General features: G+C 36.5%; 22 protein-coding genes. 7 read left to right on the top strand and 15 right to left on the bottom strand.

Translation table 11 applies throughout. The annotated features are described in order from the left end of the window. The first annotated feature begins 198 nt into the window (after positions 1-198). A complete protein-coding gene (gene metA, locus ACI3K6_RS00825; RefSeq protein ID WP_435553310.1) occupies positions 199-1107 on the top strand; it encodes a homoserine O-acetyltransferase MetA in 909 nt (302 codons plus the stop codon). A gap of 99 nt (positions 1108-1206) precedes the next feature. Continuing rightward, on the top strand, positions 1207-1419 hold the full coding sequence (locus ACI3K6_RS00820) for a DUF3892 domain-containing protein (RefSeq protein ID WP_435553309.1): 213 nt from the start codon (positions 1207-1209) through the stop codon (positions 1417-1419). Between the two features lie 74 nt (positions 1420-1493). Here the strand turns inward: ACI3K6_RS00820 and mntR are convergent, their stop codons facing one another. The 9 genes from mntR to ACI3K6_RS00775 form a co-directional block, all read right to left on the bottom strand. Further along, positions 1494-1916, bottom strand: a complete 423-nt coding sequence (mntR, locus tag ACI3K6_RS00815; RefSeq protein ID WP_335479982.1) for a transcriptional regulator MntR — start codon at positions 1914-1916, stop codon at positions 1494-1496. A 133-nt stretch (positions 1917-2049) separates the two neighbouring features. Beyond that, positions 2050-2340 carry an HNH endonuclease gene (locus tag ACI3K6_RS00810; RefSeq protein ID WP_435553308.1) on the bottom strand — a complete coding sequence of 97 codons (291 nt, stop codon included), beginning with the start codon at positions 2338-2340 and terminating at the stop codon, positions 2050-2052. A 188-nt stretch (positions 2341-2528) separates the two neighbouring features. After that, positions 2529-3155, bottom strand: coding sequence for a LysE family transporter (locus ACI3K6_RS00805; RefSeq protein ID WP_435553307.1), 627 nt, complete (start codon positions 3153-3155; stop codon positions 2529-2531). Between the two features lie 145 nt (positions 3156-3300). After that, the gene (locus tag ACI3K6_RS00800; protein WP_335479975.1) at positions 3301-3813 is read right to left on the bottom strand and encodes a DUF3231 family protein; all 513 of its coding nucleotides are present in this window, start codon (positions 3811-3813) and stop codon (positions 3301-3303) included. A 156-nt stretch (positions 3814-3969) separates the two neighbouring features. Next, complete coding sequence (locus tag ACI3K6_RS00795; protein ID WP_435553306.1) at positions 3970-4824, bottom strand: manganese catalase family protein; 855 nt, start codon at positions 4822-4824, stop codon at positions 3970-3972. 91 nt (positions 4825-4915) lie between these two features. Next, on the bottom strand, positions 4916-5215 hold the full coding sequence (locus ACI3K6_RS00790) for a spore coat protein (protein ID WP_435553305.1): 300 nt from the start codon (positions 5213-5215) through the stop codon (positions 4916-4918). Continuing rightward, positions 5215-5421: a DUF892 family protein gene (locus ACI3K6_RS00785; RefSeq protein ID WP_335479969.1), complete on the bottom strand. Its 207-nt coding sequence runs from the start codon at positions 5419-5421 to the stop codon at positions 5215-5217. Before ACI3K6_RS00785 ends, ACI3K6_RS00790 begins: the two co-directional genes overlap by 1 nt. Before the next feature lie 212 nt (positions 5422-5633). Then, positions 5634-5843, bottom strand: a complete 210-nt coding sequence (locus tag ACI3K6_RS00780; protein WP_435553304.1) for a hypothetical protein — start codon at positions 5841-5843, stop codon at positions 5634-5636. Positions 5844-6050: 207 nt separating this feature from the next. Beyond that, entirely contained in the window at positions 6051-6692 is a 642-nt protein-coding gene (locus ACI3K6_RS00775; RefSeq protein WP_435553303.1) for a TetR/AcrR family transcriptional regulator, read from the bottom strand. Between the two features lie 172 nt (positions 6693-6864). Here ACI3K6_RS00775 and ACI3K6_RS00770 point away from each other — a divergent pair, with 172 nt between their 5' ends. Continuing rightward, complete coding sequence (locus ACI3K6_RS00770) at positions 6865-9102, top strand: MMPL family transporter (protein ID WP_435553302.1); 2238 nt, start codon at positions 6865-6867, stop codon at positions 9100-9102. 18 nt (positions 9103-9120) lie between these two features. On the opposite strand, the gene ACI3K6_RS00765 is transcribed toward ACI3K6_RS00770, so the two are convergent. Further along, entirely contained in the window at positions 9121-9420 is a 300-nt protein-coding gene (locus ACI3K6_RS00765) for a DUF378 domain-containing protein (RefSeq protein ID WP_335479960.1), read from the bottom strand. Between the two features lie 104 nt (positions 9421-9524). On the opposite strand from ACI3K6_RS00765, the gene ACI3K6_RS00760 reads away from it, so the two are divergent. The 3 genes from ACI3K6_RS00760 to ACI3K6_RS00750 all read left to right on the top strand — a co-directional run bounded on the left by ACI3K6_RS00760 (position 9525) and on the right by ACI3K6_RS00750 (position 10594). Next, positions 9525-10010 carry a staygreen family protein gene (locus ACI3K6_RS00760; protein ID WP_435553301.1) on the top strand — a complete coding sequence of 162 codons (486 nt, stop codon included), beginning with the start codon at positions 9525-9527 and terminating at the stop codon, positions 10008-10010. Positions 10011-10143: 133 nt separating this feature from the next. Next, complete coding sequence (locus tag ACI3K6_RS00755) at positions 10144-10320, top strand: asparagine synthase (RefSeq protein ID WP_335480102.1); 177 nt, start codon at positions 10144-10146, stop codon at positions 10318-10320. A 100-nt stretch (positions 10321-10420) separates the two neighbouring features. After that, the gene (locus ACI3K6_RS00750) at positions 10421-10594 is read left to right on the top strand and encodes a hypothetical protein (protein WP_335479958.1); all 174 of its coding nucleotides are present in this window, start codon (positions 10421-10423) and stop codon (positions 10592-10594) included. Between the two features lie 59 nt (positions 10595-10653). Here ACI3K6_RS00750 and ACI3K6_RS00745 read toward each other — a convergent pair whose 3' ends face one another. After that, on the bottom strand, positions 10654-10869 hold the full coding sequence (locus tag ACI3K6_RS00745) for an ATP-binding protein (RefSeq protein ID WP_435553847.1): 216 nt from the start codon (positions 10867-10869) through the stop codon (positions 10654-10656). Between the two features lie 110 nt (positions 10870-10979). Here ACI3K6_RS00745 and ACI3K6_RS00740 point away from each other — a divergent pair, with 110 nt between their 5' ends. After that, a complete protein-coding gene (locus ACI3K6_RS00740) occupies positions 10980-11471 on the top strand; it encodes a CBO0543 family protein (RefSeq protein WP_435553300.1) in 492 nt (163 codons plus the stop codon). 248 nt (positions 11472-11719) lie between these two features. Here the strand turns inward: ACI3K6_RS00740 and ACI3K6_RS00735 are convergent, their stop codons facing one another. The 4 genes from ACI3K6_RS00735 to cydB all read right to left on the bottom strand — a co-directional run bounded on the left by ACI3K6_RS00735 (position 11720) and on the right by cydB (position 18403). Further along, positions 11720-13873 carry a DNA topoisomerase III gene (locus tag ACI3K6_RS00735; RefSeq protein WP_435553299.1) on the bottom strand — a complete coding sequence of 718 codons (2154 nt, stop codon included), beginning with the start codon at positions 13871-13873 and terminating at the stop codon, positions 11720-11722. Between the two features lie 79 nt (positions 13874-13952). Continuing rightward, positions 13953-15674, bottom strand: a complete 1722-nt coding sequence (cydC, locus tag ACI3K6_RS00730) for a thiol reductant ABC exporter subunit CydC (protein WP_435553298.1) — start codon at positions 15672-15674, stop codon at positions 13953-13955. Positions 15675-15677: 3 nt separating this feature from the next. Beyond that, positions 15678-17390 carry a thiol reductant ABC exporter subunit CydD gene (cydD, locus tag ACI3K6_RS00725; RefSeq protein WP_435553297.1) on the bottom strand — a complete coding sequence of 571 codons (1713 nt, stop codon included), beginning with the start codon at positions 17388-17390 and terminating at the stop codon, positions 15678-15680. Further along, positions 17390-18403 carry a cytochrome d ubiquinol oxidase subunit II gene (gene cydB, locus ACI3K6_RS00720; RefSeq protein WP_435553296.1) on the bottom strand — a complete coding sequence of 338 codons (1014 nt, stop codon included), beginning with the start codon at positions 18401-18403 and terminating at the stop codon, positions 17390-17392. Before cydB ends, cydD begins: the two co-directional genes overlap by 1 nt.

The following is an 18403-nucleotide window of genomic DNA, read 5'->3' as shown; positions in this document are numbered from 1 at the left end:
AATAATAACTCTCTAACTTTAATTGTAACAAAGGAGGCGTACCATTCCGAGTTAAAAATATAAAAAAATTATTATCTTTTCTGAACTTGTAATAATGTTTATAATATTATTATTGAATTTTTAAAATATTGTTGACTTTTCGTGTTATGACGTTGTATTAATGAATTTAGCATTCAAAAATTGAAAGGGGATGATCGCTTGCCTATTAATATTCCAAAACTTCTGCCTGCACGGGAAGTATTAGAACAGGAAAACGTTTTTATCATGGACGATGATCGAGCAACCAGCCAGGACATCAGGCCATTAAATATTTTGATCTTGAATTTAATGCCTGAGAAGGAAAAAGCCGAAACGCAATTATTAAGATTGTTAGGAAACAGCCCGTTACAGGTTAATGTAAGGTTCCTTAAAACCATTTCGTATGAGTCAACACATACTAGTAAACAACATCTTGAGCAATTTTATACGACCTTTGATCAAGTGAAGAATCACAAATTTGACGGGATGATTATTACCGGTGCTCCAGTGGAATTATTGGAATTCGAGCAGGTAAAATATTGGTCTGAATTAAAGGAGATTATGGATTGGACCAATACTAATGTAACCTCGACATTACATATTTGCTGGGGGGCACAGGCTGCACTTTTCTATCATTTTGGAATCGGAAAGTTCGAATTATCTCGAAAATGTTCTGGTATCTATCCACATCGTGTATTTGAACAAAACGATATTTTGTTGCGTGGATTTGATGATCAGTTTTATGCACCACATTCCCGTTATACAGATGTTTCTATTGAGGCCATTAAAAGTCATCCACACTTGAAATTGTTAGCCGCATCTGAAGAAGCTGGTGCTTTATTAATATCTTCCAGAGATCGTAAGCATGTGATGATAACTGGTCATTTAGAATATGAAGCAGATAGTTTGGCACAGGAATATGAGAGGGATTTAAATAAAGGCTTGGAGATTCATATGCCGGAAAACTATTTTCCTAATAATGATCCTACTCAACCGCCAATCAATCGCTGGCGTTCCCATGGACATTTATTCTTTTCCAACTGGCTTAACTATTATGTATACCAAGAAACCCCATTTATTTGGGGATAGCAGCTCGCCTAAATGGCGAGTTTTTTCATCTCGATGGTTTATTATTTGGTTAATCCTGACAAAATATAAGGAATACTTATCATAATGGAGGAAACAATTTTGGAAACGATTGTAGCTTTACATCGAAATCATTTCGGTGAAATTATTAACTTTGTCACATCCGGGGGACGGGTCATTTCCTATCAAAAAGCACTTATAGAGACTGAAAATGGGGAGCTGCAAGGGGTTCAATCCATTGAAGGAATCGATGGAGCCCCAACCTTAATGCCGTTAAACGATTCATCATTTGAACACTACCCCAATTTATTTTAAATTAGAGCTTTCAAAAAAAAGAACTCCGCGGTTACGCTATTGCACGTTCCGTGGAGTCTCTAAAGTAAACGAGTTTATTCATGTTCATTTTGTTTTTGGATTTCTTTTAATGCTTCAATACGTGAGGTATCATCTTCAAAGAACTGAACAAGGTCTACGATTCGATCGATGGCATCCCAGCTTAAATGATGCTCGATCCCTTCAACGTCTGTGTAGATATTTTCATCCTTCACACCAATTATCTTTAAGAATTGTTCCAGCAAATCATGCCGAAACACTAACCTTTTACCGATTTTTTTCCCTTTTGATGTTAACACAAGACCTCGATACTTTTCATAGACTAAATACTCATCTTTATCGAGTTTTTGAACCATTTTTGTCACTGAGGAGGGATGAACAGATAGCGCTTCCGCAATATCAGAAACCCGGGCGTATCCTTTTTCTTCAATTAATATATATATTTGTTCGATATAATCTTCCATACTCGGTGTTGGCATCCCATACCCTCCAAAAAAATAAAATCAATAAAAGTTTACTATAGAAAAAATAAGGTGACAAGGCACTTTGTCACTTTAGAAAAATTCAGCTAATAGATAGATGATCATTCTTGTTATTTTTAACAGAAACAAGTTACCACCTATTGTGTTTTCGATTATTTGATTTGTTAATTTTCATTAACTTAGTGGCAGGTTGTTTTCGTATCCATTTTATAAAACTCTGCAGTTGTTGATCTTCTCTTAGTTCTTTTACTGTTGTCAAGCGCGCAGAAATTTCTTCATTAGTATATAGTGCGTGAATTTGTTTATGACATGGAATACACAGTTCAGCAATTGCACCAAATGTTCCTCCCATTTCTTTTGGAAGGAGGTGATGAATTGTTATTTCAACCTCACTTCGTCTGCATAACTCACATGTACTCATTACTTTTACCTACTTTCATTTAACCCTACAGCTTATTCGAAATACATTCACCGTTAAAAATTAGATCTTATTTTTGAGGCAAAATAGACACTCAGGATGGAGTGCCTTATCCATTTACATTTATTATTGTTGTACCTTTTAAAGAAAATATTTAAATAATGTTTACTAATTTCCAGATGGATCCTTTATTAAAGGGCTTGTATCCCCTGATAACCAAAGTATATTCCAAAAGCAATTAAGGACGCTCCAGACACAATCGATATCGTAATTAGGGTTTTTAGATTTAATAGCTTCCTAAAACCTGTAGTGAGAGCTGCAACAAAAATATCCCAAAAAGTTAGACCAAGGAATATCATACTGCTATAAATCAAAAGGGACTCTGTTCCATTCGTTTGGGCGGTTTTTGCTAAAACAGATCCATAAATCCCTAGCCAAAAGAGAATAGATAAAGGACTGGAAATCGATAAAATAAAACCTGTAAAAAAACATTTAAGTAATGAATCCTTCGCTCGTGTATAGGTTAAGGAAATCTTATTTGCATTTTTAATACTTTCAATACCCGAGTAAATTAGGATAAAACCTCCGGATAACCATAAAAAAATTTGTACAATTGGAACACCTAAAAATTGAACCATTCCTAGATATACCATCAACATAAATATCCCATCAGCTATCATCGAGCCTACTCCAACAATCCAAGCATGCAAGAACCCATTCTTGATCCCTTTATCCAACCGTGCAGAATTTACAGGACCAATGGGTGCTGCTAATGTAAATCCCAATAATATGTAACTCATTAATATGGTAATACTCAAATACATCACCTTCATAAATTTAGGTCAACTTGTACATTTTATGAAAATAGCGCTTGCTACATGTCCATAAACATATTTCCATATTTACAAAAAAAGAGATTGTCTTATCTAAAGACAGCCTCTTTGTAAATTTCAAGTTATTCAGTTAACAGTCACCCTTTTTATTGAGGTGTAACGGTGGCGGTATGAGCCAGCCCTTCTCTTTATTTAAACGAAGTACTTTTGCCCCTAATGCGGCTTTTTGATTATGGATTTGAACAAACATCATAGCTATATCTTCTCGAATTGATTTTCCGATTATTTGGCTGCTAAGAACCAATCCTGCAGCAAGATCTGCTGAGAGTGTAGCAGCAATGGCTGGATCCGGTACTCTAGCACCAACTGGGATATCTTCTAAACAAGCTTCTGGGGGTTCAGGAGAAGCAGGAGGTAAGCCAATACCATTTTCCTTTAATAATACTTCTACCTGTTTTTTTTCCTGCTGACAAGTTTCAATAGCCTCCATTAATAATTTCTTTAGATCCTCGTCACCAGCATGGTTCATCATGGTTTGATAACCTGCTATCATTCCATTACCTGCTAGCACTGAAGACCAAAGATCAAAAACCTCACCGTAATGTAATGGTTCTTCTTTTGGATTACCACTTAATATTCCCATTGTTGCCCTCCTTAACATATATGAAAAGTTATTCATTTACCGTGCCACCCTTCTCTAAGCACATCTATAGTATTTCCAACACCGTAACAAATTAAAAATTACTTTTCCGAATCTAACAACATAAAGAATTAAATAAGTGCCCTAAATAGGACTCCATTAAGCATTTAAATCAGATAACCCGGGACTATGTTCATTTGGCATTTCTGGAAGTTGTGGGACTGGGAACCCCTCAGGTGGAGGAGAGACTCTTAATTCCCCACTGTTTCTACTTGGGGATTCACCATTAAATATTTCACCTATAAGAGTATTATCTAATCTAAAATTAAATTGCGCGTTATGAAATCCCATTTCAACATATTTACGACATTCAGGATACTTATTGATATCATAATTGGGTATAGGGAAAATTTTGGCCCAATCCACTCCAAGTGTTTCTAAAGCTTTAGCAAAAGCATTTTGATGTGCATTGTCTCGAACAATTAAGAAAGCAAGGGTTTCCCTAAATGTCTTATTCGAACTCATTTCATAGATTCGGGTTTTTTGGAGAACTCCAGTGGATTCTAAAACCACATTATCTAACAAATCACTAATTAAGTTACCATGACTATAAACATAGTTCCCGTTCCAAGGGTTTCCGGCGGCATCTACAGGGAGTGAACTTTGTGCTCCCATGATAAAATGGTGTGGATTTGCGTGCTTAATGGCTTCTTCAAGTGAAGCACCTGTTTCGCCTGCGGCACCAACTGCATCTTCTCCGGATCCGTTTAATAGCTGATTAATAGTTGTTTGTACTAATTCAACATGACTAATTTCTTCAAGGAAAACTCCCCTTATTAAATCACGGTATTTCTTCTGATTCCCCCGGAAATCCGAACTTTGAAAGAAAAACTGCATCATAGTTCTCATTTCACCAAATCGACCACCTAGAGTTTCTTGAAGCACTTTTGCTGCTGAAGGGTCTGGTTTATCAGGTACAATAACGTTGATTAAATCTTCTTTGTAGAAATACATATAAGTCCCACTCTCATTCATTTTTTCATTTGAGTTTTTTTGATTTTATGCTTAGACATAAAAGGCCCCTATTTAATAGAGGCTTTAATTTTTATTGTTGAGATAGATTCATCGCTGTTTGTGAGGCAGTAATATCCACATTCAATTGCTCAGCTAGGTTGTTTGGGTGATAATATCCTTTATCGACCATATACTTAAATATTTGTTCATGAGTATCAACCGCATCCATTAAATATTGTTTTAATGTCTGCCTCACTTCTGGCGTTGATGTTTCTGTAATAGCCATTGCTATATTTTTCACACCTGTTTTGGATGCAATTAAGAAGTCAGTTGCAATAACTTGATCTGACATAGCACCCATACCAGCCATATTTTGCATAAATCCTGCCATTATTGAGCACCCCGATTTGTCATAAATTCTTGTATACGTTGAACTTGCTCTTTAGTTTTTGTTACGTCTTGTTCTAAAATGCTTTTTAATTGTGGATCTTGAACTAATCCACTCATAGTGGCAGACTTCGTTAGACAAATATTTTTGAAAGTTAACAATTCATGAAGTTCATATGTTTCATGTGGTGCCAAGTATTGAGTATTCATATTTATTCCTCTTTTTGTTTTGTTTCCGCAGTTCATAATTTAACCAATTCCCCAAAAAATATTTTAGGGGCGTTGGATTTTTTACTCAAATCCTAAATTAAAATTTGTATATCATCCTTTGTAACATTTACGACATCAAAGCAGCTAATCTAATTTTAATATTGATTAGAGCAAAATAAAAAGAGTTGCAATGCAACCCTTCAATGATTGTTTTAAATTAAAATTTCAGATTCAATTAGAACTAAAGCTTCTTGGATCTTTTCTTTAAGAATAGGATCTTCTTGCATTAATTCAATTATAGATACCTTACCTGTTCTTAACTTTCTTGTTATGACATTTATATATGATTCTTTAAATCCATTTAGTTTACCTTCTAAAAACATACATTGTAATTGGTCTGCCATCATTTTTTCTTTTTTCATTGATTAACCTCCAGCAAGAGACCATTTTTTACTTATCACTAAGGTTTGCATCATATTATGGAATTTTTTTAAAAATGAACCATGTCTTGCTGATTTTTTGCCCAATAATTCAAAATAATTTCAGGTGATGATCCATTTTCTTATAGTAAAACAAAATAATCAGGAAGAATATCTCCTGATTATGATCCTAGTTCTTAATATCCTATTTTAGAGTGTCGAAGGAATAGGCTCTCCGAAAAACCCCCTCCAAAAAACAAGAAGAAGGCTTTCTGCCGTTTCCTGTATGGATTGGAAAATGGGCATACCATAAGAATTTTTGTAATTTCCAACCTTAATTAAAGCTATATATGCGTGTGCAGCGAACTTTGTATTTATGTTTGGAATTTCTCCAGTGTCTATTGCCTTTTTAAATCCCTGTTCAATACTCGCAAACATCTTTTCCTCTGCTAATTTCATTTCAAGCACCTGTTCTTCTGTAAGTGAAGTCTTAGTTTCTCTCATGAATCCTTCCAAATCAACAGAGGTAGTTGCTTTCAAATGTGCGATTGTGATATCCATCAACCTTTCATATAAAGACTTATTTTCTTCCATTTTTTTTAATATGATTTGTTGAACTCTTCCCATTAGCGCTACCATCGCCTCTTTATAAAGTTCTGCTTTAGAATTGTAATAATAATATACGGTAGCCTTCGTCATCCCAGCTTCTTTAGCAACTTCATCAATTGAGACCTTTTGATACCCAAACTCTAGGAAAAGTTTCGTAGCAACTTGCAGGATTAAATCACTTGTTGGAACCTCGGTTTCATTCGCTTTTGGCCTCCCAATTGGTCTACTATAATTTTGCTCCATAAAAAACATGCTCCTTATTAAAAAGTAATGGTTTATTTAATATCCAATGTACCACTTCAATTGTTATTTATTATTTTACCATATATAGTAATAAATAGATTGATAATTAACTGACCAGTATATATAATTAATTTACATCGTAGTAATTTGTATGAAGGGGGAGATGGAGAAAGTGTTGAAAAATTCTTTGTCTTTATTGATAAGAGCCATTATAAGTAGAAGGGGAAGATGGGTAACAGTTGGAATTTGGATTGTACTTGTAGGTATTCTTTCTTCCACATTCCCAAGTGTCAATAAATTAGCTGATAATAGTGCAGCAAATTTACCAAAAAGTGCTATGTCTATGCGTGCTGCAAAAATAGTTGCAGAACAATTTCCAAATAATAATGGTACTCCATTGCTACTAGTTTGGTACAGAGCTGAAGGATTAACTGACCAGGATTATCAGGTAGTTTCAAAATTATATCAACATCTGCAAAGAACCCCTTTAACTGAACAAAGTAACATACCTCCACTATCAAATATGCCATTGGTTGCACTTAAAGGGCTGTCATCAGAAGATCATACAACGATCATTACACCCATTTTTATGAAAAAAAATGCGAGTACTGATGACCTAAGTTCAGATCTAAAAATATTAAAAGCTAAGTTGGTAACATTTCAATCAAAATCAATTTTTGATGAAGATTTGCATCATAAAGGGTTGCATGTTCGCTTTTCGGGTCCTGTAGGCATTGCCACAGATGCTACCAAACTATTTAGTAAAGCGGATGTTACTCTGTTGATTTCAACTGTAGCTTTGGTGCTTATTTTGTTAATTTTGTTATACCGTTCACCTGTATTAGCAATTGTCCCATTAATTGGGGTAGGATTTGCTTATGGAGCTATAAGTCCAATATTAGGTTTCCTGGCAAAAAATGATATTATCATTATTGACTCACAAGCTATTTCAATCATGACTGTGTTACTTTTTGGAGCAGGAACCGATTATTGTTTATTCTTAATTTCTAAATACCGAGAAGTCCTGCTTGAAGAAACAGATAAATATAAAGCCCTTCAACGTGCGATACACCACACTGGCGGAGCGATCTTCATAAGTGCCATAACAGTAGTTCTCAGCCTTTTTGCACTTTATTTTGCAGATTTTGGTTCCTATCAAAGATTTGCAACACCTTTTAGTTTAGCCATCCTTATAATGGGAATTGTTGCCTTAACCCTTCTCCCTGCTCTGCTGGCTATTATTGGAAGGGTTTCTTTCTACCCATTTATTCCAAGAACAGAAAAAATGATTCTTGAATTGGAAGAAAGAAAAGGGAGGAAACTGAAAAGAAGAGAAGTGCATGGTCGTTTTGGGAAAGTTCTGGGAAGATGGGTCACCGTAAGGCCTTGGACTGTTATCATCTCAAGTGTTGTGATTTTAGGAATATTAGCTTCCTTTACACCGCGTATTCAGTATACTCAAAACTTAATCGAGTCATTTCCTGCTAATATGCCATCCAGAGAAGGCTTTGAAATTATGGCAAAACATTTCTCACCTGGTGAATTGGCTCCCGTTCGGATTATAGTCAAGACAGACGGAAAAAATATAGATTTTAAACAAAAACTAAGCAATTTATCATATGTCTCACAGGTTTCCGAGTCAACTAAGGGAACTAAGAATCAAGAATACCTATCCTTTGAGATATTTCTAAAATATGATCCCTACGAAACAAAATCGGTTAACCTGATTCCTAAAATCTCAAAACAAGTCTCTGCAACTTTAAAGGAAGCGGGAATAAATCCTAAGGATCACTACTGGATTGGTGGGGAAACATCTACCCTATTTGATACAAAAAAAGTAACAACCAACGATTATAAAGTGATAGTACCAATTGTAATAGCGATTATCTCTTTGCTACTTCTACTATATTTACGATCGATAGTTGCAATGGTTTATTTAATTCTAACCGTACTACTTTCTTATGTTTCTGCCCTTGGAGCTGGATGGCTGCTTATTCATTACGGTTTGAATATCCCTGCTATACAAGGATTGATTCCACTGTATTCATTCGTTTTCCTTGTGGCTCTAGGAGAAGATTATAATATTTTTATGATATCAAGTATTTGGAAATACAAAGAAACCCATCCTCATAAACAGGCCATTTCACTTGGGGTAAATGAAACTAGCAGTGTGATTACATCTGCAGGGCTAATTCTTGCTGGGACATTTGCAGTCTTAGCTACTTTACCAATTCAAGTGCTACTGCAGTTTGGTATTGTAACGGCTATTGGTGTCATCCTAGATACATTTGTCGTTAGGCCATTACTAGTACCTGCCATCACAACTGTCCTAGGCCGATATGCATTTTGGCCGGGGAAATTATGGAGAGTGGATGAAGGGTATACAAAAATGAATGATCAGGAAGAGTAAAATCTTCCTGATCATTGGCTATTTTTCTTTTTTATACTCCGATAAATCTGTCTCTTCACTAAATTCAGTCGCATAATTAGCATTTCTATTTCCTTGTCTATTCACTTGGTCAGCCTTTTCCTGCCCAAAAGGTGTAACTAAAATACTTGTACAAATTAAACCACTAATCCCCACAAGACTATAGATTATTCTTGCTAAGAAGGAGCCCTGCCCTCCAAAGATGGCAGCTACTAAATCAAACTTAAAAAAGCCAATTAATCCCCAGTTTATAGCACCAATTATAACTAAAGCTAAAGCGATCTTTTGCAGAATACGCATGAATATCACCTCCTTCTATGAATATCATTTGAAAAGAGGATTTTTTTCATGCATATTGGAAAACCTTTTATTCAGTATTTCTTTATTTTGTTTTTTTGGAAGGAGTGTTCCCTATTGTTGAATTTAATCCCAATAAATTAAAAATAAAGACTATGCCATATACTTCTAATTTAATACCTATTCAAGGCCGCAAATATACATTGACACATTCAGATCGTACCGGTGAGTTGTATTTGAGTATTGGTTTTCAGTACGATATGTCTACCATTAATAAAAATATACGTGATGAGTTTTTAGCAGAAATTATTTTACAAAACAATCAATATTTCTTACAAGGAAAAGTTTATGTAAGTGGCGGGGAATTTAATGAACAAACGGCTAAAAAACGGTATATAATCTTTCAACGTGAACTAAGGCTTGCTATCACCGCTATCATATATGGTGACTGGGGTTTCTTCTTTCAAAATCCACATTTACTTGATGCCAATATTATGATTCATTTTGAATCGGATTATCCTTCATTTAATCAAATACTGTGCTATGGGACACCTCGTCATTATATTAGTACATTTCATTTTCAAACAAGTTAATTTCAATCTTATGATTAGAATAAATGAGTCCTTATCCCATATGGAACTTTTAATTTGAAGCATATTTATCCCAATAAGGTGAAAAATAGGGATGGTGATCACACCACTAACTGCGATGTAGGGGGATATGGCGATGAATAATATTCGTGAAGGTTTAATACCAACTGCTTTAGGGACAGCTGTTACTGCAACCGGCTTCGCATTAAAACAAAAACGCGGTTCGAATAAGATGATTGCAAATACCGTTTTTGGGTTTGGTTTAGCACACGTAGTATTAGGCGTAATAGACCTTGTTGAACATCGTCGTTAGTTTTAAGGGAGATGAGCTTATGATTTAGCTCACCTCCTTTTATTAATCGTTCTAAAAATAGCAAGGGACCATTTTTCAAGGAAATGATGAGGTGAAAAAGATGACAGGAAAGCAAGTAGGGATGAATAATCAATCTCAAATCGGTAAGTATAAACAAGGTTCGGGATCGAAATATCACGAGGAACACGCAAGCCACGTTCCAGATTACGGTGCAAATACTGTTGATCCCAATGCGAAAATGGCTAATACTACTGATGAAAACAATTTAGGTTAGAAAAAAACCCTCTCTTGAGGGTTTTTATTTTAAAAACTAGTAAGCATCGTATCGCTCAATCATGTAAATGACCTTGATGTTATTGGGATGATCACTTCAATAATTGTGCCCATCTCGTCACTCCAGAAATGAACACTTCCGTTATGGGTTTCGATAATTTGTTTGGAGATCATGATTCCTAGTCCAGTCCCGTTCTCTTTAGTAGTAAAAAAGGGCTCCCCCATACGGTTTAAAATATCGTGCGGAATGACTGACCTAGTATCCTTAAAAAATATTTTTTTCTACCTTACTTGCCTTTAGATAATTCTGTATTTTCTTACAAAAATGAATCAATGCTTTTACATAAAAGTTTTCATTTAGAAAATATTATATGAGAGGTGAAAAAATGAACAAAAAAAGACTTCCTTATCTTTCCTTATTAATCATAACGGCTACTGGATTAGCTTTATTACCCTTCGCAATCGTTAAACGATCTTTTAAGGATTGGATTATCGTTTACCTTGTAAGTGCCATTGGTAATTACTTTGCAGATTTTTATTTAGTTTCAAAGGGATACCTAAAATATCCAGAAAAGCTATTCCAACGATATAAAATTCACCTTCCCTTTGATTTTATCCTCTATCCCCTAATGGTTCTATATTATAATCAGTGGACACTTAACAGTGGACCATTTGGCATATGTTTAAAAATCTTCCCTTTTGCCTTACCGCAGGTTCTAGTAGAAACATTTGCAGCTAGATATACAAAATTAATTACTTGGAAAAAGGGTTGGACTTGGTATCACTCTTTTATTAGCATTGTATTAAAAATGGTTATATGCAGAGTAATGATTGGATTTATTAGAATAATAAACAAAGGGAAAATTTCTGCTAATTAATAGGCTGTGTTAAATGACACTGTTGATTGGAGAGGAAGGCACGAAGACTCCTGTGGGAGTACGGTTCTGGGGAGACCCCGCAGGCGCAGAGCCGAGGAGGCTCGCCGAAACGCCCACGGAAAGCGAAGTGCCTGGAGCGGAAATCAACACACAAGTTTAATAGAGCTAATTAATAAAAAAACATCTACAAATGAATGTAGATGAATTCGCAAAGTTTCCTACCTTTTTTCTATGATTTATCGACTACTTTATTCAAACAGGAATTTTACAGTATGATCTTCTGCGTCAATGGTCAGTCTTGCATTGAAGCTTTTATCCTTTTTGGTAAAACCTTCGATCAGTTCTGTTTTTCCATCAGATAGGAGCAATTTTATATTTTTCTGCGTGATGTTTTTACCAAGAATTTGTTTTGATATAGTAAAGTCGCATTTATTCTTCTGATAGTTGTTGCAGCCATAAAAGCTGCCCTTATCGACAATCGATCCATCACATTTTTTACAGGGTCCGAGCTTGGTCAATGTTTTTTGTTTCGTTTTTCGTTTACCAGGAGTAAAATTACTACTGACTTCTTCAGAAAAAGTCCAACTTGTCACTTGTTCCTTACTAGAAGAAATCAGATGAAACACCATTTTTTTAGTTTGTTCCATAAAGTTTTTTGGGGAAGCAGTACCTTCAGAAATTTCCTTCAGCTTCTCCTCCCATTTTGCCGTCATTTCCGGCGAAGCGAGGATTTCCTTCCCAATTGCTTCGATTAAGATTCTGGCTTTAGCGGTTGCATAAACTAAGTTCTTTTTCACGTCAATATAGGAGCGATCCTTTAACATAGTAATGATACCCGCTCTGGTTGCCTCTGTACCTAACCCTTCTGTTTTGGACAATATCTTCTCCATTTCTTTATCATTCAAATGCTTTCCAGCGGTTTTCATAAGCGTAATTAATTGACCTTCTGTATATCGCTTTGGTGGTTGCGTTTGACTTTCAATGACTTCAACTTTTATCGTCTTCCCTTGCTCTCCTTTTGTTAAAGCAGGAAGGTTCTGCTCTTCATCCTGATCTTTGGAGTGTATTACCTTTCTCCAACCCTCATCAATCTGAACTTTTCCTTTAGAAATAAACGTAGCTCTTCCATCAACAAGTGTGGTAATCGTTGTGTACTCGGCAATAGACTTATTGTAATGAGCCGCAATTAAACTTTTTACAATCAAATCATAAAGTTTCCGTTCATCCAGGCTTAACTTTTCTACATTCGGAATTTGTTCAGTAGGAATGATGGCATAGTGGTCTGTAACCTTCTTTTCATTTACATATCTTTTGTTGTCAGCGATCGAAGCATACGGCAAAGGAAAATAGGGTTCATAGTCTTTGATATGACTTATTTTATTTAGAATATCGGGGAAATTATTGGCTTCTTCTTTTGTTACATAACGAGAATCAGAACGAGGATAGGAGACATTTCCTTTTTGATAGAGTCCTTGCAAGACGTCCAAGGTTTTTTTCGGTGAAAATTTATAACGTTTGTTTGCCTCTGCTTGAAGTGCTGATAAATTATAGAGAAGTGGCGGAAGAAATTCTTTGCGTTCACAATTTACCTCACTAACCTCCGCTGGTTTCTCCCGACAGAAAGTTGCTATCTTATCAGCCATTTCCTTTGTCTTTACTCGGGTTTCACCATCATTTTGCCACTTTCCATTATATTTCTTTCCATTGATGTTAAAATGAGCTTTGACCTCCCAAAATGGTTCCGCTTTAAAGTTTTCAATTTCGAGCTCGCGTTTGACGATCAGAGCTAATGTCGGTGTTTGCACCCGACCTACTGAAAAAACGTCGGAAAACCCCCGTTGCTTGAGAAGCAAGCTATACAATCTAGAAGCATTCATTCCCACCACCCAATCGGCACACGCCCTTGTGTAGGCTTCAAAATAAAGGCTCCTAGTCTCGTCTTCATTTAGCAGCCTTTGAAAACCTTCGCGAATCGCGTTTGGTGTCAAAGAGGAAATCCATAATCTTTTCATCGGCTTACGGCAATTCGTTAGCCGCAAAATATTTCGAATGATCAGCTCCCCCTCGCGTCCGGCATCTCCTGCATGGATAATTTCCGTAACCTGTGGGTGTGATACTAATTTTTTGATGACTGAAAATTGTTTCGCCTTATCTCTTGTCACTTCGTACTCAAAATGCGAAGGAATGATTGGCAAGTTATCCAAGGACCAACGTTTCCACTCCGGTTGATATTTTTCCGGCTGAACCAATTGGCATATATGACCGATTGCCCAAGTCACATAAGCCCCCTTTGAAAATACCTCATTTGGGAAAATTTCAATAAAGCCGTTTTGTTTCCTATGTTTAAAGATGGATGCAAGGGTTGAGCCTTGATCCGGTTTTTCAGCAATGATTAATTTCATAGAATAATAGCTCCTTAAAAAAGGTTCACATTCTATTTTACTCTCATTTTAAAAAATCAGCAAAGGAATTTCGTAACCCTTACCTAAAAGGGTTATCCAATTGATAAAGGTTACGGTATCTTTGTTCCTTATTAAGAAGCTGTTCGTGACTGCCAACCATGGTGATGGCACCTTTTTCTAGAAAAAGAACCCGGTCCATTTGTTCAACTCCAATTAAATGGTGGGTTACCCAGATAATGGTTTTATCTTTCAATGTTGAAAAAATGGTTGTTAATAATTGATTTTCTGTGATTGGATCAAGACCAACAGTTGGTTCGTCCAATAACACAATTGGCGTATTTTGCAAGAGAATTCTCGCTAAGGCAATTCTTTGTCGTTCTCCTCCTGAAAAGCGTTGGCCAGTCTCTTGCATATTGGTTTCATATCCATTCGGTAAATTGCGAATCATGTCATCCAATTGAACCAGCTTGCAAACGCGAAAAACCTCTTCGTCTGAGGAATTGGGATTCCCCAAGCGAATATTATTCATGACAGAGGTATGAAAAAGGTAAGCCTTCTGGTTTAGGACGCTAATAATGCTAGACATATCATTTGCTAAGGTGAAAGCATCTCGTTCATTTAATAGGACTTGACCACTTGTCGGTGCAAGAGCTCCTTGAATAAGATGAAGCAGCGTGGATTTCCCTGATCCGCTTCTCCCAAGAATCGCCAACTTCTCTCCTGGCTGAATGGTTAGACTAACCTCTTTTAATAAATGGTCTTCCTGTAAATATCCAAAACTGACTTTGTTAAGTTGAACCGTTACAGGCATGGTCATTTTCTCTACTGTTGTGTTGATTATGGGAGAATCGGTCGGTTCAATCTCGGTTAGCCGCCTTAATGATTCTTGATAACTTGTAGTCTCACTAACTACTCCAGAAATTGGTAAAAATGATTCTAGCAAAGAAAATATAGCTAAGCAAAAGGCGGCGATAAAAGTGGCCGGTGCTTCTCCTCTAACAGTTAACCCATTTGCCCAGGCCATCACCAGAACCACTACAATTCCTAAAACCAGTTGATTTAAACAATCCCGCCAATTGACAAATATCTGCTTTTTTACTTCTATTTTATAGAGCTGTTGTTCTTTATTTTCATAATCAGAGATGAAGTTTTGATAATTCCTGCTAAAGATCCAATCACTAATTCCAAATACGGCATCTGTAAACTTATAATAAAGCTCATGCCTCCCCCTTTTTAACCGTTCATTTCTTGCTTTGGTGACCAATAAAGAAATAGCAGGTCCAACAAAAAGTAGCAAGCCGACTAAGACTGCTAATAGAATCGCAAATGGTACAGAGAAAATACCGATACTAATCATCATCATGACATAGATCACCAAAGAAACGACTGATGGAAAAATGGTTTTAAGATAGAAGTCCTGTAGATGTTCGATATCATTTGCCAGCAAACCGAGAATGTCCCCGGTACGAAATCTTTGATGTATAAGAAGTGCCTGCGGCTCAATCATTTTATAAAGCTTTACCCTCATGTTTGATAGAATTTTCAAGATAAGAGAATGGCCAGAAAGTCTTTCAACATAACTTAGAACAGCCCTTCCAATCCCAAAAGTACGTACACCTACAATTGGGACATACACCATTAAAATGGATTCAGGTTGGGTTGCAGCTTTTGATATGAGGTACCCTGATGTAAACATCAGCGCCCCACCGCATGCAATGGTTAGCGCCCCAAGGAGAATGGAAACAATAAAAAAATGGCGGTATTGACGAATATAAGGCAGAATCCAATTTTCATTTCCCACTTTTTATTCTCCTTCCTGACCTAAAACAAATTTATAATAGATTGATTGTAATGACATGAGTTGTTCATGGGAACCTTTTTCAACTATTTCTCCTTGATTCAAAACAAAGATTTCATCCATATCCGTCATCCAATGCAAACGGTGGGTAGCTAAAAACACCAATTTTCCCTGAAATAATTCCAACATGGCTGCCTTTATTTCCGCTTCCGTTTCAATATCTAAATGGGCCGTTGGTTCATCGAGCATAACAATGGGTCTTTTACTTAAATAAGCACGTGCAATGGCAATACGCTGTTCCTGTCCTCCACTTAGAGCCCGCCCGCCCTCACCAATGACCGTATGAAATCGTTCCGGTAAACCCTCAATCACATCTAGCAATCCCGCTTTTTGAGTGGCTATTTCTACTTCAACATCAGTAGCACTAGGCTGATAAAAACGAATATTATTCATGATAGTATCATTGAAAATATAAGGATGTTGTGGAATATAAGTAATTTGATTTTGCCAACTTTCATCAGTGAGCGTGGCTATACTTTGTCCATTTAGCTGAAAATTGCCCAACGAATGTGGAAGAAATCCGCTAAGCAAATCAATAAAGGTTGATTTCCCTGCACCACTCGCTCCGATAATTCCAATTTTTTTTGCTCCAGAAATGGTAAAATTAAGATCTTTTAAGCCAGTCCCCGGATGATCAGGAAATTGATAACAAATACCAGTGGCAGAAAAAGCACTATTGGGCTGCCATGATATTTCGGCTGACTCTTTTGGCGATAATGATGGGTAGCTTAAAATCTCCTTAATCTTAGATTCTGCATTTTTTCCATCAAGGGTTGCATGATAATCAGCCCCCAATTCTCTTACAGGCAGAAAATATTCAGGGGCCAAAATCAAAATAGTCAAAGCCGATTGCAACCCAATCGAACCATCTATTAGTCCGATCCCCAGAAATACTGCCACGGTAGCAATTGAGAGCATCGTAAAGAAATCTAGAGCAAATGAGGATAAGAATGCAACCTTCAATACAGCCATTGTTGCGCTGCGATACCGTTCGCTTACCAAGGCAATTCGATCAATATGGGCTTTACTTAAACCTAAATATTTTAATGTCTCCACCCCTCTTAAGGAGTCGACGAAATAATTGGATAAAGCTTGATAAGAATCAAATTGTTTATCAGCTTTAGATTTAGCTGCCAACCCAAGAAGAATCATAAAAATAATGAGTATGGGCATTGCCAAAATTAAGACGATAGCTGAACGAAGATTTTCAAATAAGATAAACAGGACTATCGCCATAGGAATAAGCAGCATGTTGATGGACTTGATATAGATGATTTCCAGATAGCGTCGAAACTTCACAATACCTTCCATTACCAAAGTTACAGTTTGGCCAGAACCCTCATTTTTTACAAACCGGGGTCCCAACTGAAATATTTTTTGTAGTAAAGACTTCCGCAAAATTTCTCCCGTACTGGCAGCAAAATGAAAAGCCATTCTCTTTTTCCAGATGGTAATTAGTTGGCGAAGCATGAGTGCCAATAGGAATGCTGCTAAAAATTTAATCACATCATGAAATAAATCTCCTCTGAAAAGAGAGGAGATTGCAGCTGACAAGCAATATGCCTGGATTATGATAAATCCACTTTGGAAGGTAGTGAACAAGACCAATTTTGTCATATAGGTTTTTGCGCCTTTGTAAGTGAACATATCTTTATTCATTAGTAAGTTAGATGCTCCTTATCCGTAACGCGTTTACGGAAAATGTAGTAGCTCCAAATCGTGTATCCCAATACAAATGGCAGAATGGTTAACGCTACAATTGTCATGATCTTTAGCGAATAACCTCCGCTGGATGCATTGTACACCGTTAAATCGAAGGCTTTATTAATGGAACTGATCATTACCCGTGGGAATAGACCTGCAAAGATCACACAAACTGTAAACGCTAAGCCCAATCCGGACATCGTAAAGGCCAACGCCTCGCGTTTTTGGGTAATAAACAAATAGGCAAATACATAAGACAAAACAATAAGAACAACAAGTACTATCTCCGGGATGAGATGCTCATCAAAAATATCCGTCATAAACCATGATAATACCGCGAAAACAGCTAAAGCTCCTAATACAGCCAGTGTCACTTTCTTTGCCAAATGGTTGGCTCTTTGCCTGATTTCTCCATCCGTTTTAAGTGTAAGGAAAAACAGTCCATGCAGAAAGCATAACAGCGTGACAGTCACTCCACCCCAAATGGAGTACAAATTAATAAAATCTGTGAATCCAGCATTCATATTCATATCTTTATGAATTGGCATACCTTTTAGCATACTGGTAAATAATACTCCAAGTAAGAATGGCGGAAGCAGACTGCTAACAAAAATCACCCAATCCCAGGTATTTGTCCACTTCGTATTTTTCACTTTTCTACGGAACTCAAATGATACTCCACGACCAATAAGGCAAAGCAATACGGCTAACAAAGGGAGATAATAACCACTGAACATCGTTGCATACCAATTTGGAAATGCCGCAAAGATGGCACCCCCTCCAGTCAGCAACCACACTTCATTGGCATCCCAAAATGGTCCAATCGTATTGACCATGACTGTTCGTTCACCTTGACTTCGTGCCAATAAGCGTGTGGACATTCCAACTCCAAAATCAAAACCCTCAAGGAAGAAAAAACCAATAAAGACTACTGCAATCAAAACAAACCATAATTCACTTAATTCCAT

Origin of the sequence: Neobacillus solisequens, from assembly GCF_051233465.1 — a bacterium.
Classification (GTDB): Bacteria; Bacillota; Bacilli; order Bacillales; family Cytobacillaceae; genus Neobacillus.
The sequence above is the reverse complement of the archived record's forward strand: the minus strand, read 5'-3'. Positions and strand labels throughout refer to the sequence as shown.

Bases quoted from the DNA above. Each gene is read 5' to 3' on its own strand.
- ACI3K6_RS00810 (WP_435553308.1), bottom strand. From the start codon at position 2,340: ATGAGTACATGTGAGTTATGCAGACGAAGTGAGGTTGAAATAACAATT.
- ACI3K6_RS00790 (WP_435553305.1), bottom strand. From the start codon at position 5,215: ATGGCAGGATTTATGCAAAATATGGCTGGTATGGGTGCTATGTCAGAT.
- ACI3K6_RS00740 (WP_435553300.1), top strand. From the start codon at position 10,980: ATGAACAAAAAAAGACTTCCTTATCTTTCCTTATTAATCATAACGGCT.
- ACI3K6_RS00755 (WP_335480102.1), top strand. From the start codon at position 10,144: ATGAATAATATTCGTGAAGGTTTAATACCAACTGCTTTAGGGACAGCT.
- cydD (WP_435553297.1), bottom strand. From the start codon at position 17,390: ATGAATAAAGATATGTTCACTTACAAAGGCGCAAAAACCTATATGACA.
- ACI3K6_RS00735 (WP_435553299.1), bottom strand. From the start codon at position 13,873: ATGAAATTAATCATTGCTGAAAAACCGGATCAAGGCTCAACCCTTGCA.
- ACI3K6_RS00800 (WP_335479975.1), bottom strand. From the start codon at position 3,813: ATGGGAATATTAAGTGGTAATCCAAAAGAAGAACCATTACATTACGGT.
- cydB (WP_435553296.1), bottom strand. From the start codon at position 18,403: ATGGAATTAAGTGAATTATGGTTTGTTTTGATTGCAGTAGTCTTTATT.
- mntR (WP_335479982.1), bottom strand. From the start codon at position 1,916: ATGCCAACACCGAGTATGGAAGATTATATCGAACAAATATATATATTA.
- ACI3K6_RS00785 (WP_335479969.1), bottom strand. From the start codon at position 5,421: ATGAATACTCAATACTTGGCACCACATGAAACATATGAACTTCATGAA.
- ACI3K6_RS00780 (WP_435553304.1), bottom strand. From the start codon at position 5,843: ATGAAAAAAGAAAAAATGATGGCAGACCAATTACAATGTATGTTTTTA.
- ACI3K6_RS00750 (WP_335479958.1), top strand. From the start codon at position 10,421: ATGACAGGAAAGCAAGTAGGGATGAATAATCAATCTCAAATCGGTAAG.
- ACI3K6_RS00775 (WP_435553303.1), bottom strand. From the start codon at position 6,692: ATGGAGCAAAATTATAGTAGACCAATTGGGAGGCCAAAAGCGAATGAA.
- ACI3K6_RS00765 (WP_335479960.1), bottom strand. From the start codon at position 9,420: ATGCGTATTCTGCAAAAGATCGCTTTAGCTTTAGTTATAATTGGTGCT.
- ACI3K6_RS00795 (WP_435553306.1), bottom strand. From the start codon at position 4,824: ATGTATTTCTACAAAGAAGATTTAATCAACGTTATTGTACCTGATAAA.